Here is a 15,664-nt window from a genome sequence, read left to right on the forward strand (position 1 = left end):
ATCTGGAGACAAATCGATGAGTTTGAAGCCGCTAATCCGTTCGCTTTCCGTTGCCGCCGTATTGAGTGTCGGCCTCAGCCAGGCGGCCCACGCCGCGACTGAAATCCAGTTCTGGCACGGCATGGAAGCCGCATTGGGCGAACGGCTGAACGACATCGCCAACGCGTTCAACGCATCGCAAAGCGACTACAAGATCGTGCCGGTCTTCAAAGGCACCTACGACCAGACTCTCGCCGCCGGCATCGCCGCGTATCGCAGCGGCAATGCGCCGGCCATCCTGCAGGTGTACGAAGTCGGCACCGCCACCATGATGCAGGCGAAGAAGGCCGTGATCCCCGTCTCGGAAGTGTTCAAGCAAGCCGGCGTGCCGCTCGATGAAAAGGCCTTCGTGCCGACCATCGCCAGCTATTACAGCGACGCCAAAACTGGCGAGCTGATCTCGATGCCGTTCAACAGCTCGACCCCGGTGCTGTACTACAACAAGGACGCTTTCAAGAAAGCCGGCCTCGACCCGAACCAGCCACCGAAAACCTGGGCCGAACTGCAGGCCGACGCACAAAAGCTGAAGGCGTCGGGCATGGCGTGCGGCTATTCGTCGGGCTGGCAGAGCTGGATTCAACTCGAGAACTACAGCGCCTGGCACGGCGCGCCGTTCGCGACGAAGAACAACGGCTTCGACGGCCCCGACGCGCAACTGGAGTTCGATAAGCCGCTGCAAGTCGCGCATATCCAGTTCCTGCAGAACATGCAGAAGGACGGCACCTTCACGTACGTCGGCCGCAAGGACGAACCGGTGTCGAAGTTCTATAGCGGCGACTGCGGGATCATCACCAACTCGTCGGGGTCGCTCGCCACGATCAAGAAGTACGCGAAGTTCAACTTCGGGACCGGCATGATGCCGTACGACGCGAGCGTGAAGGGCGCGCCGCAGAACGCGATCATCGGCGGAGCGAGCCTGTGGGTGCTGTCGGGCAAGGATCCGGCGGTTTATAAGGGCGTGGCGAAATTCCTCTCGTATCTGTCGTCGGCGCCGGTTGCCGCCAAGTGGCATCAGGACACCGGCTATCTGCCGGTCACCACCGCCGCCTATCAACTGACGCAGCAACAAGGCTTCTACGAAAAGAACCCGGGCAGCGACACCGCCATCAAGCAGATGCTCAACAAGCCGCCGCTGCCGTACACGAAGGGCTTGCGTCTGGGCAACATGCCGCAGATCCGCACCATCATCGACGAAGAACTCGAACAGGTCTGGGCACAGAAGAAGACGCCGCAACAGGCGCTCGACGCCTCCGTGTCGCGTGGCGATGAACTGCTGCGCCGCTTCGAGAAAGCCGGCAACTAAGCGGTCGTCGGCAGGGTTTCGGTGCGCCCGCACCGAAACCCGTGCTTGCAGCAGAACCTTGGAAATCATCGATGGAAAAGCGCTCCAGCTTCGGCACCAGCCTGCTGCCCTACCTGCTCGTCGCGCCGCAACTCGCGATCACGCTGCTGTTCTTTCTGTGGCCGGCCGGTGAGGCGCTCTGGCAATCCACGCAAAGCCAGGACGCGTTCGGAACATCGAGTGAGTTCGTCGGGCTCGCCAACTTCAAGCAACTCTTCGCCGATCCGCTCTACCTCTCGTCGTTCTATACGACGCTGATCTTCTGCGCGCTCGTCACGGTGTCGGGGCTCGTGATCTCGCTGCTGCTCGCGGTCTGCGCCGATCGCGTGACGCGCGGCGCCAAGACCTATCAAACGCTGTTGATCTGGCCGTACGCGGTCGCGCCCGCGATCGCCGCCGTGCTGTGGTCGTTCCTGTTCAACCCGAGCATCGGCCTCGTCACCTACGCGCTGGCCAAGTACGGCATCGTGTGGAATCACGCGCTGAACGCGGGCCAGGCGATGTTCCTCGTGGTGCTCGCGTCCGTCTGGAAGCAGGTCAGCTATAACTTTCTGTTCTTCTATGCGGGCTTGCAGGCGATTCCGCGCTCGCTCATCGAAGCGGCGGCAATCGACGGCGCCGGTCCGGTGCGGCGCTTTTTCGGCATCGCACTACCGCTCCTGTCACCGACCAGTTTCTTCCTGCTGGTGATCAACATCACCTATGCATTCTTCGACACCTTCCCGGTGATCGACGCCGCCACCGGCGGCGGTCCCGCGCAAGCCACCCGTACGCTGATCTACAAGATCTTCGCCGAAGGTTTTCAGGGGCTCGACATCGGCAGTTCCGGCGCGCAGTCGGTGATCCTGATGGTGATCGTCGTCGCGTTGACGGTCGTGCAATTTCGCTTTATCGAACGCAGGGTTCAATACTCATGATCGAGAACCGCCGCGGTTTCGACCTCTTCTGCCACGCGGTGCTGATTCTGGGCGTCGTGCTGGTGGTGTTTCCGGTGTACGTCGCGTTCTGCGCGGCGACCATGAGCGAGCACGAAGTGTTCAGCGTGCCGCTTTCGCTGGTGCCGAGCACGCATCTGTTCGAGAACATCGCGACCGTCTGGTCGCAAGGCAGCGGCAACGCGGCGGCGCCGTTCGGCCGCATGCTGTTCAACAGCCTCGTGATGGCGCTGGTGATTTCGATCGGCAAGATCGCCGTCTCGATGATCTCCGCGTACGCGATCGTGTTCTTCCGTTTCCCGTTTCGCAACCTCGCGTTCTGGCTGATCTTCATTACGCTGATGCTGCCGGTCGAAGTGCGGATCTTTCCGACCGTGCAAGTCGTCTCGTCGATGCATCTGAGCAATACGTATAGCGGTTTGACGTTGCCGCTGATCGCCTCGGCCACCGCAACCTTCCTGTTCCGCCAGTTCTTCATGACGCTGCCGGACGAATTGATGGAAGCCGCGCGCATCGACGGCGCCGGCGCCATGCGGTTCTTCTGGGACGTCGTCTTGCCGCTGTCGAAGACGAACATGGCTGCCCTGTTCGTGATCACGTTCATCTACGGCTGGAATCAGTACCTGTGGCCAATTCTGATCACGAGCCAGCAATCGCTGACCACGGCCGTGGTCGGCATCAAAAGCATGATCGCGTCGGGCGACACCGCTACCGAATGGCATCTTGTAATGACCGCAACGCTGCTCGCCATGCTGCCGCCGCTCGCAGTCGTGCTGACGATGCAGCGCTGGTTCGTGCGCGGACTCGTGGACGCGGAGAAGTAAGCGGCGCCCGTTTGAGCGAGCTTCTTCCGGCATTGAAATCACAACACCGCGCGATCCGCGGCACGTAACGAAAGGCTAAAACGGCATGGCTGCACTCACTCTGCAAGGCGTGAAAAAAACCTACGACGGCAAACAGTTCGTGTTGCACGGCATCGACGTGGACGTCGCCGACGGCGAGTTCGTCGTGATGGTCGGCCCGTCCGGTTGCGGCAAATCGACCTTGCTGCGGATGGTGGCGGGACTCGAGCGCATCTCCGATGGCAATATTTCGATCGCCGGCAAAGTGGTCAATCAGCTCGAGCCGAAGGATCGCAACATCGCGATGGTGTTCCAGAACTACGCGCTGTATCCGCATATGAGCGTGGCCGAGAACATGGGCTACGCGCTGAAGATCGCGGGCGTCGAGCGCGCGCAGATCGAAAAGCGCGTGCAGGCCGCCGCGCAGATTCTCGAACTAGAAGCGCTGTTGCAGCGCAAGCCGCGCGAGTTATCCGGCGGACAACGCCAACGTGTCGCGATGGGGCGCGCGATCGTGCGCGAGCCGGCCGTGTTCCTGTTCGACGAACCGTTGTCGAATCTCGACGCGCGCTTGCGCGTGCAGATGCGGCTCGAAATCCAGCGCCTCCATGCGCGGCTCGCAACGACCAGTCTGTACGTGACGCACGATCAGATCGAAGCGATGACGTTGGCCCAGCGTGTGATCGTGATGAACAAGGGCCACGCCGAGCAGATCGGCGCGCCGACCGAGGTCTATGAACGGCCCGCCACGGTGTTCGTCGCGAGCTTCATCGGTTCGCCGGGGATGAATTTGCTGGAAGGCCGCGTGTCGGACGACGGCTCAGTTTTCGAAGTGGCTGGGAACGGTCCGAGGCTGCCGTTGGCCGACGTCGCGTCGATCGACCGGGAAGTCGCCAAAGGACGCGAGTGGACGCTCGGCATTCGTCCGGAGCACATGAGCCCGGGTCAGGCGGATGCGCCGCACGCGACGCTCACCGTCGATTCCTGCGAATTGCTCGGCGCGGACAATCTCGCGCACGGCCGCTGGGGCAAGCACGACGTGACGGTGCGTTTGCCGCACGCGCATCGGCCCGCGGCAGGCGAGGCGCTGCAAGTGGCGCTGCCCGCGCGGCATCTGCATTTCTTCGATCCGGCGAGCGGACGGCGCGCGAATTGAAGAGCTCGCAAAGCGCGCGTGAGGTCAGAATAACAAGCACTCGTAAGACCATGACAGGCATGACTCGTAACACCTTGCGCGCCTGCACGGCAGCTGCCGCGGCGCTGTTGTTCAGCGTGTCCTCCGCGTTCGCGTATGTCGCACCGGGCACCACGCCCGACGAAGCGAACCTCAGCAATCACAACACCTATACGAATCGCGACGGCAACACGGTGCACGCGCCAGCCCGCTCGTTATCCGGCAAGGCGCCGGAAGGCGCGACCGCGCGCTGCCGCGATGCCACGTACAGCTTCAGCCGGCATCGCAGCGGCACGTGTTCGCGGCATGGCGGTGTCGCGGATTGGCTCTGATCATCCGAGCGGGCCCTGGCCGAACGGACACCCACTGCCGTCCGGCGCCCCTGCCGAAGTACAATGCCACCTGAAGAACCCGCCCGCGCGCGGGGCGTCGCGAAGTTCGACGCCATGCTTCACGCCGCGCCGGCCGGCGCCGGGCGCTCCGCCCGGCCATGACACCGATTACCCATCCACCCACGATCGCCCGCCCCTACGCGGCCGGCGTCGTCAACGTCTATTGCAAGCAAATGGCCCAATACGTCTTCACCATGAACCGGGTCGGCAAGATCGTGCCGCCCAAGCGTCAAATCCTGAAAGACATCTCGCTGTCGTTTTTCCCCGGCGCGAAGATCGGCCTGCTCGGCCTGAACGGCTCGGGCAAGTCGACGCTGATCCGCATCATGGCCGGTGTGGACAAGGACATCGAAGGCGAAGCCACGCCGATGCCGAACCTGAACATCGGCTATCTGCCGCAGGAACCGCAACTCGATCCGAACAAGACGGTGCGTGAAGCAGTCGAGGAAGGTCTCGGCGACGTGTTCAACGCGCAAAAGAAGCTCGACGAAATCTACGCGGCCTACGCCGAACCGGACGCCGACTTCGACGCGCTCGCCGCCGAACAGGCGAAGTACGAAGCGATCCTCGCCACCTCCGACGGCGGCAACGCCGAGCAGCAGATCGAAATCGCCGCCGACGCGCTGCGCCTGCCGGCCTGGGACGCGAAGATCGAACATCTGTCGGGCGGCGAAAAGCGTCGCGTCGCGCTGTGCAAGCTACTGCTCGAAAAGCCGGACATGCTGCTGCTCGACGAGCCGACCAACCACCTGGATGCGGAATCGGTCGACTGGCTCGAACAGTTCCTCACGCGCTTCCCGGGCACCGTCGTGGCCGTGACCCACGATCGCTACTTCCTCGATAACGCCGCCGAGTGGATTCTCGAACTCGACCGCGGCCACGGCATTCCGTGGAAGGGCAACTACAGCAGCTGGCTCGACCAGAAGGAAGAGCGCCTGAAGCAGGAAGAATCGTCGGAGTCGGCGCGTCAGAAGGCGATCAAGAAAGAACTGGAGTGGGTGCGCCAGAACCCGAAGGGCCGTCAGGCAAAGTCGAAGGCGCGTATCGCCCGCTTCGAGGAACTGAACAGCCAGGACTACCAGAAGCGTAACGAAACCTCGGAAATCTTCATTCCGGTCGGCGATCGTCTGGGCAATGAAGTGATCGAGTTCAAGAATGTCAGCAAGTCGTATGGCGACCGTTTGCTGCTCGACAACGTCAGCTTCAAGGTTCCGGCGGGCGCGATCGTCGGCATCATCGGGCCGAACGGCGCGGGTAAGTCGACGCTGTTCCGCATGCTGACCGGCCGCGAACAGCCGGATTCGGGCGAGATCGTGCAAGGCCCGACCGTCAAGCTCGCGTACGTGGATCAAAGCCGCGACGCGCTGGACGGTTCGAAGACCGTGTTCGAGGAAATCTCCGGCGGCGCCGACGTGCTGACAGTCGGCAAGTACGAAACGCCGTCGCGTGCGTACATCGGCCGCTTCAACTTCAAGGGCGGCGACCAGCAGAAGGTGGTCGGCAATCTGTCGGGCGGTGAGCGCGGCCGGCTGCACCTGGCCAAGACGCTGATCGCGGGCGGCAACGTGCTGCTGCTGGACGAACCGTCGAACGATCTGGACGTCGAAACGCTGCGCGCGCTCGAAGACGCGTTGCTCGAGTTCGCCGGCTCGGTGATGGTCATCTCGCACGATCGCTGGTTCCTCGACCGGATCGCCACGCACATCCTCGCGTTCGAAGGCGATTCGCAAATCACGTTCTTCGACGGCAACTACCAGGAATACGAAGCGGACAAGCGCGCTCGTCTGGGTGAAGAAGCGGCGCGTCCGAAGCGTCTGCGTTACAAGCCGATCACACGATAAGCTGAGACCGGCTGGCCTGCGCGTTGGCTGGGCTGACGCGCAGGCCGCCTCGACGGCCGCTTTTCAAGGCGCTCGAGCGTGGCGTGCGCCGCAAACACCTGGCGTCGACGGTATGAGCGGTAGGGCACACGCATTGCGTGCCATGGCGTGATACACGTCATCGCGGCGAGACGCGTGCATTCCTCGTTCCGCCCGGACGAACATCTCTAGGCGCGCCCACCCGATGAGCGCACAGGCCGATCACTGCCACGCCGCGCGCCACGCGGTGACGAGGAGGCAAGCATGGCGATGTCGAAGGGCAAGCGCTGGGCCGTTGCCGTGGGCGGCGTGCTGCTGGTGCTGATCGTCGTCGTGGTTGGCGCCTTGCAGTTCGCGCAACGCGAGGTCAAGGAGCGCGTGATCGCGGCGCTCGGTCCCTTGGGCAGCGCCGAAACCATCGACGTCGGCCTCACCTCGGTTCATCTCACCAACGTTCTTCTCAAAGCGCCGCCCGGTTGGCCGGCCGGCGATCCGCTCCGGGCGGACGAAATCACCGTCACGCCCGATATTCGCGATCTGATCGCGCGGCGCATGCATATCCGTAGCGTCGTGGTACGCGGCTTCGATATCGCCGTGCTGCGCACCAAAGACGGCACGATTCGCTTGATGCCGAATCTGCGGGAATCGGTCAACCGGTACGACATCGAAGCCAGCGGCGCGGCGGCGTCCACTCCCCGCGAAAAGCAGGTCGATCACATCAGCTTCGAGCAGGGCAACTTCCACTTTTACGACATGACGGTTGGGCCGCCGCCGTTCAAAGTGACGGTCAGCAATGCCAACGCGACCGTCGACAATCTGCACCTGCCCGCCCTCACTGAGCCGACCAACGTCAATGTCACGGGCTCGATCAAAGGCCCGGCGCATACGGGCACCGTGTCGTTCGCCGGCTGGATCAAGATCGCCAGCAAGGATTCGCAGACCACCAGCAAACTGCGCGGCGTCGACATCGTCATGCTCGACCCGTACCTGATCAAAAAGGCCGGCACCAAGGCGCAAGTGACCGGCGGCACGATTGACCTGACGGTCGACTCGACGGTACGCAACTATCAGTTGCACGCACCCGGCTCGCTGACGGTCCACAATCTGCAGCTCGCCGACACCGGCAACCCGCTCGACACCTTCATGTCGATTCCGACCAAGGCTGCGGTCGCCGCGCTCAAGTCGCACAACGGCGACATCACGTTGCATTTCGTTCTGGATGGGAATTTGCGCGACCCGAAATTCTCGGTGCAGGAAGGCCTGATGAAGCGCATCGGCACCGGCTTTGCGAAGGCGCTCGGAGTGAGCGTCGAGGACGTGGCAAAGGGCGCGGGGGAAACTGTGAAAGGCTTAGGGAACGCGTTGAAAAATCTGCTTGGGCAGTAGGCCGGGGCAAAACTGCGTCGATGCGGGCAGAGTTAAAGCAGCGCCGTTGGAGCGCGGCCGCGCCGCTTTGCTGCCAGAAACGCACGAGCTTCGAACTGCTGGCCCAAGCTCGCGCAGTCTCCCTTCAATTTGCGAGGCGCGCTGAAACTGGAACGCAACTGCCTCGCTATTTCTTCGGAACCGTCCCAGCCTTAAACCGACAGCCCCAACTCGCGCAGTTTCGCTTCGGTTCGCGCGGCGCTGGTGTGATGCACGCCGTGCCAGCCGAGCGCGGTTGCGGCCTCCGCGTTCTTCAGGTTGTCGTCGATGAAGACGAGTTCGCCGGGCTCGATGCCCGGCATTTGCGCCTCGATCCGTTCGCGCATGGCCGCGAAAATGGCCGGATCTGGCTTCACCATCTTCACTCGCCCCGAGACGACGATGTCGCGAAACCGCCGCAGCACCGGGTAATGCTCCCACGCATACGGAAAGGTCTCCGCCGACCAGTTGGTCAGCCCGAAGAGCGGCACCTCGGCCGCTTCGAGCTTTTCCATGATCGCCACGCCCTCTTCCAGCACACCGGCCACCATGTCGTGCCAGCGTTCGTAGAACGCGCGGATCAGCGCTTCGTGATCGGGAAACTTTGCGACGAGTTCCTCGGTGGCCTCGACGATCGGCTGGCCGCCGTCCTGACGGATCACCCAGTCCATCGAGCAGACGTGAGTCAGAAACCAGCGGCGCTCGGTCTCGTCAGGGATCAGTTCCCGATACAGATACTCCGGGCTCCAGTCGATCAGCACGCCGCCGAAATCGAACACCACTGCCTTGATGGCCATGCACTCTCCGTAAGCTGATTTCTGATCGCAATCAAATGGGTTGCGTGCGCAACTCCAACCACGCTTTGGCGTCGCCGGACACGTGCGGCGACAGACGCGTACGCACGGTCTCGTGATACGCGTTCAGCCACGCGCGTTCGTCCTCGCGCAGCAGCGGCAGATCGAGGCAGCGCGTGTCGATCGGGCACAGCGTCAACGTCTCGAACTTGAGGAAATCGCCGAACTCGGTTTGACCGGCCGGCACATTCAGCACGAGATTCTCGATCCGCACGCCCCATTTGCCCGGACGGTAAATGCCCGGTTCGACCGAGGTGATCATGCCCTCTTCCATTGCGGTCCACGGTTCGGCTGGCGCGTAGTGCGAAATCACCTGCGGGCCTTCGTGCACGTTCAGGAAATAGCCCACGCCGTGGCCGGTGCCGTGACCGTAATCGGCGCCGGCTTCCCAAATCGGCGCGCGGGCGATCGCGTCGAGCATCGGCGAACGGATGCCGCGCGGGAACTGCGCGCGCGACAACGCCATGGTGCCCTTCAGCACGATCGTGAAATCGCGCCGCTGCGCTTCGCTGACGGTGCCGATCGGTACCACGCGCGTGATGTCGGTCGTGCCGCTCAGATACTGCGCGCCGGAATCGATCAGCAACAGGCCGTTGCCTTCGATCACCGAATGCGATTCCTGGGTGGCGCGGTAGTGCGGCATCGCGCCGTTCGCGTTGAAGCCGGCGATCGTCGCAAAGCTCAGCGACACGAAACCCGGACGGCGCGCGCGAGCCGCCGTCAAACGTTCGTCGATGGTGAGTTCGGTGATCGTCTCGCGGCCCAGCGCGCCTTCGAACCACGCGAAAAATTCCGCCAGCGCCGCGCCGTCCTGTTCCATCGTCTCGCGCACATGCTCGGCTTCCGCCTCGGTCTTGCGCGATTTGAAGAAGGTGGACGGATTGACGGCCTCGACCACCGTAACCGTTGACGGCACCGATTGCAGCGAGCCGAACGTGATGCGGCGCGGGTCGATCAGCAGCGTGCTGCCGGCGGGCAGCGCGGCCAGCGCGTCCGCGGCCTTCGCATACGGCTCGACGCTGATGTTGTCTTTCGCCAGCGCATCGGCCAGCGCCTGCGGCACCTTGCCGTCGGCGACGAACAGCGACGCGTGGTCGACGCCGATCAGCGCGTGGGCCACGAACACCGGGTTGTAGCTGACGTCGGCGCCGCGCAGATTCAGCAGCCACGCGAGGTCGTCGAGCGTGGAGATGAAGTGCCATTGCGCGCCTTTGTCCGCCATGGCGCGGCGAATTTGCGCGAGCTTGTCCGACCGGGCGACGCTCGCATGCGGCGCGGCGTGCTCGAACACGGCGGCCGCCGGCAGCGACGGACGCTGCGGCCAGATCGCGTCGAACAGATCGACGTCGGTGCGCAGTTGCACGCCGCGCGCGCTCAGCGCCTCGCTCAAGGCCCGCGCCGCCGCCACGCCGAGCACGGCGCCGTCCACGCCGACCGTGGCGCCTGCCGGCACGTTCTGAGCGAGCCATTCGAAATGCGGCACGGTCTGCTGGCCGCCGGTCATCTTCATCAACTGAACGCCGGTGCCGGCTAGTTGCGCGTTGGCCTGTTCCCAATAACGGCTGTCTGTCCAGACGCCGGCGAAGTCCGCGGTCACGACCAGCGTGCCGGCCGAGCCGGTGAAGCCGGACAGCCACTGCCGGCCTTGCCAGCGCCCAGGCAGATACTCGGACAGATGCGGGTCGGCGGACGGCACCAGGTAGGCGGCGACGCCTTCGCGCGCCATTGCGTTGCGCAAGGTGGCAAGACGTTCGGGAATGGAGGAAGTTTCGGGGAGTCGGGCATTCATCGGAGTCACCTGCAAATATTCATCGACGGGAGAGCAAGCCGACCGTCACGGCGACGGCGATCAACGCGACGGCGGTGCAAACCGGCCATTCGAGCGTATCACCGTCATGGAAGAGACCAATCACATTGCCGGCCATGTGCGCGACGGCCGCGCCCAGCACGCCGGCCAGCAGCGCCACCCACCACCGGGCGCGGCTCGCGCGTCGCAGCGGATGCAACCACCAGCCCGCAAGGCCGATCGCCGCCCCCAACACTACAAGGCCGGGCCACCCCATTAACGGCTGGCCTCGCGCAGTTTCGGATTCGTCTCATGGGCGCAAGGGGCCAACACAGCTAGCATTTTTGTCTCATTAACTATAGAAGTTCAGCACGGCGCTTTCCGCATAGCGGTTGAGTTTAGGGGTCGGGGTGATGTTAGGCAAGCTGTGAGCCTTACGGAAAAGCCTGGTCCCCGGTCATTGCCACGCTGAAAGTGCGTCATGCGAATCGCCCTTATCGAGCCGGACTTGCGGCATGCTGAACTTGTCGGCCGGCTGGTCTTCGCCGGCGGTCATCTGTGTCAGCACTTCATCGCGAGCGTGCCGTTTCTGACGCGCGCCAGCGAAGAACTCTTCGACCTTCTCATCACCGAAAGCTGGGCCGGCGACCACTCCGCCGAAGACGTCATCGCGCGCGCCCGCGCCATCCTGCCGGGCTTGCCGGTGATCGTGCTGATGTCGGCGCCACGCGAAAGCCAGATTGTCGCCGCGCTGCACGCCGGCGCCGACGACTGCCTGACCAAACCGGTCCGCGGTCCGGAGATGCTGGCCCGCGTGGACGCGCTGTTGCGCCGCGCCGGCTTGCGGCGGCTGCCCAACCGGCGGCGCGACGTCATCGGCGAATATGCGTTCGATGCGGCGCAATTTGCCGTCACATTCCGTAAGCAAACGGTCACGCTCACGCCAAAGGAATTCCACCTCGCGCTGCTGCTGTTCAGCAATCTCTCGCGGCCGGTGTCGCGAGCGCATATTCTTGAAAACGTCTGGACGCGCCGCCGCGACGTAAGGTCGCGCACGGTCGACACGCACGCGTCGCGCGTGCGCAGCAAATTGCAGCTTCATCCTGAACATGGCTATTGCCTGACGCCGCTGTACGGCTACGGCTATCAACTCGACGCGATCCCGCCGGAAGCCGTTGTAAACGCGGAATAAGCCACGCACAATGTGAAAATCGTGGAAACGCTATAATATTGGGCTAAACCATAGCTCCCCCAAATGCAGCTTCTAACGATCGGAATCAATCACCACACTGCGCCTGTCGCCCTGCGCGAACGCGTGGCGTTTCCGCTCGAACAGATCAAGCCTGCATTGGACACCTTCAAGAGCGTCTGGCTGGGGCCGTCGGCCCGCACGGCGCCGGAAGCGGCAATTCTGTCCACGTGCAATCGCACCGAACTTTACTGCGCGACCGACGACCAGGCCGCGCGCGAAGCCGCGATCCAGTGGCTGTCCAAGTACCACAACCTGCCCATCGACCAACTCGCGCCGCACGTCTACGCGCTGCCGCAATCGGAAGCCGTGCGTCACGCGTTCCGCGTCGCGTCCGGGCTGGATTCGATGGTGCTGGGTGAGACGCAAATCGTCGGACAAATGAAGGATGCCGTGCGTACCGCGTCGGAAGCCGGCGCGCTCGGCACCTATTTGAACCAGCTGTTTCAGCGCACCTTCGCCGTGGCGAAGGAAGTGCGCAGCACGACTGAAATCGGCGCGCAGTCGGTTTCCATGGCAGCCGCCGCCGTGCGCCTCGCCCAACGGATTTTCGACAAGGTCTCGAACCAGCGCGTGCTGTTCATCGGCGCGGGCGAAATGATCGAGTTGTGCGCCACGCATTTCGCCGCGCAGCAGCCGAAGGAGCTCGTAGTCGCCAACCGCACGGCCGAGCGCGGCACGCGTCTCGCCGAGCGCTTCAACGGCCGGGCCATTCCGCTGTCGGAGCTGCCGTCGCGCATGCATGAGTTCGACATTATCGTGTCGTGCACGGCGTCCACCTTGCCGATCATCGGCCTGGGCGCGGTCGAGCGGGCGGTCAAAGCGCGCCGCCACCGGCCGATTTTCATGGTCGATCTGGCCGTGCCGCGCGATATCGAACCCGAAGTCGGCAAGCTCGAAGACGTGTTCCTGTACACCGTCGACGACCTCGGCGCGATCGTCCGCGAAGGCAATGCGTCGCGGCAAGCCGCGGTTGCGCAGGCCGAAGCGATCATCGAAACGCGCGTGCAGAATTTCATGCAATGGCTGGACGCGCGCAGCATCGTGCCGGTGATCCGCCATATGCACACGCAAGCCGACGTGCTGCGCCGTGCCGAAGTCGAACGCGCGCAGAAAATGCTCGCACGCGGCGACGATCCGGCTGCCGTGCTCGAAGCGCTGTCGCAATCGCTCACCAATAAACTGATCCACGGTCCCACGCACGCGCTCAATCGTGCGAGCAGCGAGAACCGTGACACGCTCATCGAACTCATGAGCGGTTTCTACAAACACTCCGGTTCCACGGAGCGTTAGCGGCGCAGCCACCGCCGCGCAGTCCGGGCTACCCGCAAGTGGCCCGCGACGTGCTTCTGACCAGGGCATCCGCCCACTCCCCTAGTCGTCGTCCTTGCCGGAGCCCGCTCCGATACCCGTCCGATGAAAACGAGCATGCAACGCAAGCTCGACCAGCTCACCACCCGGCTGGCCGAACTGAATGATCTGTTGAGCCGCGAGGACATCACCTCGAATCTCGACCAATACCGCAAGCTCACGCGGGAACACGCCGAGCTCGGGCCGGTGGTCGACCACTACGCGCTGTGGCGCCAGGCCATGAACGACGCGGCCACCGCGCAGGAATTGCTGGCCGATGTGTCGATGCGCGACTTCGCCGAAGATGAAATTCGCGCGGCGCGCGAGCGCATGGAAAAACTCGGCGCCGAGTTGCAGAAAATGCTGCTGCCGAAAGACCCGAACGACGATCGCAACATCTTTCTCGAAATCCGTGCCGGAACGGGCGGCGACGAATCCGCGCTGTTCGCCGGCGACCTGCTGCGCATGTACCTGCGCTTTGCCGAGCGCAACCGCTGGCAAGTCGAGATGATGTCGGCGAGCGAATCGGATCTGGGCGGCTACAAGGAAGTGATCGTGCGGATCGCGGGCGAGGCCGCCTATTCGAAGCTCAAGTTCGAGTCCGGCGGCCATCGCGTGCAGCGCGTGCCGGCGACTGAAACCCAAGGCCGCATTCATACATCGGCGTGCACGGTCGCGGTCATGCCGGAAGCGGACGAAATCGGCGAAGTCGAGATCAATCCGGCCGATTTGCGGATCGACACGTTCCGCGCTTCCGGCGCGGGCGGGCAGCACATCAACAAGACCGATTCCGCGGTGCGCGTCACGCACTTGCCGACGGGTATCGTCGTCGAATGTCAGGACGACCGTTCGCAGCACAAGAACAAGGACCGCGCGCTGAAGGTGCTGGCCGCGCGCATCAAGGACAAGCAATCGCACGAGCAGCAGGCGAAGGAAGCCGCCACGCGCAAGAGCCTGATCGGCTCGGGCGACCGCTCGGAGCGGATTCGCACGTACAACTTCCCGCAAGGGCGTCTGACGGATCACCGCATCAACCTGACGCTCTACCGCCTCGACGCAATCATGGACGGCGATCTCGACGAACTGATCGCGGCGCTCGTCAGCGAGCATCAGGCCGAGTTGCTGGCCTCGCTGGGCGACGCGGACTAAAGCGCGCATGAGTTCGGCCACGCCCAACACGCCCGCCGCTTTGTTGCGCGCCTCGCCGCTGCCGCTGCTCGAAGCGCGCATCCTGCTCACGCATGTGCTCGGCTGGCGGCCCACGCAGCTGATTACGCGCAGCGACGAAGCGCTCAGCGACGAGTTTGTCGAGCGTTACCAGGCGCTGGAAGCACGGCGCGTAGCGGGCGAGCCGGTAGCGCAACTGGTCGGCGCCCGGGAATTTTTCGGGCTGGATTTCGAAGTCACACCACACGTGCTGATTCCGCGCCCCGAAACCGAACTGCTGGTCGAAACCGCGCTGACGGCGCTGGAAAACCTCTCGCGGCCTCGCGTGGTCGATCTCGGCACGGGCACCGGCGCCATTGCCGTCGCGATCGCATCGATGCGACCCGACGCGCAAGTCTGGGCGCTCGACCATTCCGCCGAAGCGCTGGCGATCGCCACACGCAACGCCGCCCGCCTGCTCGACGCGAAACGGCCGGGCGGCGCCTTGGCATTGACGCAAAGCGACTGGTACGACTCGCTCGACGCCACCTTGCGCTTTGACCTGATCGTCAGCAATCCGCCGTATATCGCGAGTGGCGATCCGCATCTGGACGAAGGCGATCTGCGCTTCGAACCGCGCGGCGCGCTCACCGACGAAGCCGACGGGCTCAGCGCGATCCGCGCCATCATCGCCGGTGCACCCACACGGCTCGCCGCCGATGGCGTATTGTGGATCGAGCACGGCTACGATCAGGCCGAAGCCGTGCGCGCGCTGCTGACGGCGCAAGGTTTCGCGCAAGTCCGCTCGGAGCGGGACCTGGCCGGCATCGAGCGGATCAGCGGCGGGCGGTTGGACGGCTGACGCGCATCGCCTAATATCCACAAACGCTGCACGGACAAAGCGGCGCTCGGCCGGCCGTATCGAAATCCGCTATCATTTCAGCCTATTCCCTACACATAACGGAACCGCAAGGTCAGTCATGGATACGCAACAACGCATCAAGCAAATCGTCGACGAGAACAACGTCGTCCTCTTCATGAAGGGCACTGCTCAGTTCCCGATGTGCGGCTTCTCGGGCCGCGCCATCCAGATCCTGAAGGCGTGCGGCGTCGGCGAGATCAAGACCGTCAACGTCCTGGAAGACGACGAAGTCCGCCAGGGCATCAAGCAGTTCTCGAACTGGCCGACTATTCCGCAGCTCTACGTGAAGGGCGAATTCGTCGGCGGCTCGGACATCATGATGGAAATGTACGAATCGGGCGAACTGCAGCAACTGTTCGCCGCGGCCTGA

At 63.7% G+C, this 15,664-nt stretch carries 15 protein-coding genes; 12 read left to right on the forward strand and 3 right to left on the reverse strand.

Annotation, left to right across the window (positions count from 1 at the left end):
- Positions 1 to 16 precede the first annotated feature (16 nt).
- The 7 genes from ugpB to P0D73_RS23355 all read left to right on the forward strand — a co-directional run bounded on the left by ugpB (position 17) and on the right by P0D73_RS23355 (position 7,969).
- The gene (gene ugpB / locus P0D73_RS23325) at positions 17 to 1,342 is read left to right on the forward strand and encodes a sn-glycerol-3-phosphate ABC transporter substrate-binding protein UgpB (protein ID WP_408432963.1); all 1,326 of its coding nucleotides are present in this window, start codon (positions 17 to 19) and stop codon (positions 1,340 to 1,342) included.
- 71 nt (positions 1,343 to 1,413) lie between these two features.
- The gene (ugpA, locus tag P0D73_RS23330; RefSeq protein ID WP_012434461.1) at positions 1,414 to 2,298 is read left to right on the forward strand and encodes a sn-glycerol-3-phosphate ABC transporter permease UgpA; all 885 of its coding nucleotides are present in this window, start codon (positions 1,414 to 1,416) and stop codon (positions 2,296 to 2,298) included.
- Entirely contained in the window at positions 2,295 to 3,140 is an 846-nt protein-coding gene (gene ugpE, locus P0D73_RS23335; RefSeq protein WP_007180267.1) for a sn-glycerol-3-phosphate ABC transporter permease UgpE, read from the forward strand. The genes ugpA and ugpE overlap by 4 nt, the downstream gene beginning before the upstream one ends.
- An 85-nt stretch (positions 3,141 to 3,225) precedes the next feature.
- The gene (locus P0D73_RS23340) at positions 3,226 to 4,314 is read left to right on the forward strand and encodes a sn-glycerol-3-phosphate import ATP-binding protein UgpC (protein WP_408432965.1); all 1,089 of its coding nucleotides are present in this window, start codon (positions 3,226 to 3,228) and stop codon (positions 4,312 to 4,314) included.
- Positions 4,315 to 4,364: 50 nt separating this feature from the next.
- A complete protein-coding gene (locus tag P0D73_RS23345) occupies positions 4,365 to 4,664 on the forward strand; it encodes a DUF3761 domain-containing protein (protein ID WP_408179096.1) in 300 nt (99 codons plus the stop codon).
- Between the two features lie 233 nt (positions 4,665 to 4,897).
- On the forward strand, positions 4,898 to 6,565 hold the full coding sequence (gene ettA / locus P0D73_RS23350) for an energy-dependent translational throttle protein EttA (RefSeq protein ID WP_132377022.1): 1,668 nt from the start codon (positions 4,898 to 4,900) through the stop codon (positions 6,563 to 6,565).
- A 282-nt stretch (positions 6,566 to 6,847) separates the two neighbouring features.
- Entirely contained in the window at positions 6,848 to 7,969 is a 1,122-nt protein-coding gene (locus P0D73_RS23355; protein ID WP_408432967.1) for a DUF748 domain-containing protein, read from the forward strand.
- 191 nt (positions 7,970 to 8,160) lie between these two features.
- Here the strand turns inward: P0D73_RS23355 and P0D73_RS23360 are convergent, their stop codons facing one another.
- From P0D73_RS23360 to P0D73_RS23370, 3 genes are read right to left on the reverse strand one after another with little or no spacing between them, the layout of a single operon-like run.
- On the reverse strand, positions 8,161 to 8,784 hold the full coding sequence (locus tag P0D73_RS23360; RefSeq protein ID WP_408286976.1) for an HAD family hydrolase: 624 nt from the start codon (positions 8,782 to 8,784) through the stop codon (positions 8,161 to 8,163).
- A 31-nt stretch (positions 8,785 to 8,815) separates the two neighbouring features.
- Positions 8,816 to 10,630, reverse strand: coding sequence for an aminopeptidase P family protein (locus tag P0D73_RS23365; protein ID WP_408432969.1), 1,815 nt, complete (start codon positions 10,628 to 10,630; stop codon positions 8,816 to 8,818).
- A 19-nt stretch (positions 10,631 to 10,649) separates the two neighbouring features.
- Positions 10,650 to 10,904, reverse strand: coding sequence for a hypothetical protein (locus P0D73_RS23370; RefSeq protein WP_408179091.1), 255 nt, complete (start codon positions 10,902 to 10,904; stop codon positions 10,650 to 10,652).
- 204 nt (positions 10,905 to 11,108) lie between these two features.
- Here P0D73_RS23370 and P0D73_RS23375 point away from each other — a divergent pair, with 204 nt between their 5' ends.
- The 5 genes from P0D73_RS23375 to grxD all read left to right on the forward strand — a co-directional run bounded on the left by P0D73_RS23375 (position 11,109) and on the right by grxD (position 15,664).
- On the forward strand, positions 11,109 to 11,819 hold the full coding sequence (locus P0D73_RS23375; RefSeq protein WP_408432971.1) for a response regulator transcription factor: 711 nt from the start codon (positions 11,109 to 11,111) through the stop codon (positions 11,817 to 11,819).
- Positions 11,820 to 11,882: 63 nt separating this feature from the next.
- Positions 11,883 to 13,169, forward strand: coding sequence for a glutamyl-tRNA reductase (gene hemA / locus P0D73_RS23380; protein ID WP_132376774.1), 1,287 nt, complete (start codon positions 11,883 to 11,885; stop codon positions 13,167 to 13,169).
- Between the two features lie 123 nt (positions 13,170 to 13,292).
- Positions 13,293 to 14,375 carry a peptide chain release factor 1 gene (prfA, locus tag P0D73_RS23385; RefSeq protein WP_408179090.1) on the forward strand — a complete coding sequence of 361 codons (1,083 nt, stop codon included), beginning with the start codon at positions 13,293 to 13,295 and terminating at the stop codon, positions 14,373 to 14,375.
- Between the two features lie 7 nt (positions 14,376 to 14,382).
- Positions 14,383 to 15,234, forward strand: a complete 852-nt coding sequence (gene prmC / locus P0D73_RS23390) for a peptide chain release factor N(5)-glutamine methyltransferase (protein WP_408432973.1) — start codon at positions 14,383 to 14,385, stop codon at positions 15,232 to 15,234.
- Between the two features lie 118 nt (positions 15,235 to 15,352).
- Positions 15,353 to 15,664, forward strand: coding sequence for a Grx4 family monothiol glutaredoxin (grxD, locus tag P0D73_RS23395; RefSeq protein WP_012434475.1), 312 nt, complete (start codon positions 15,353 to 15,355; stop codon positions 15,662 to 15,664).

The organism is Paraburkholderia sp. RL18-101-BIB-B (assembly GCF_046026985.1).
Classification (GTDB): Bacteria; Pseudomonadota; Gammaproteobacteria; order Burkholderiales; family Burkholderiaceae; genus Paraburkholderia.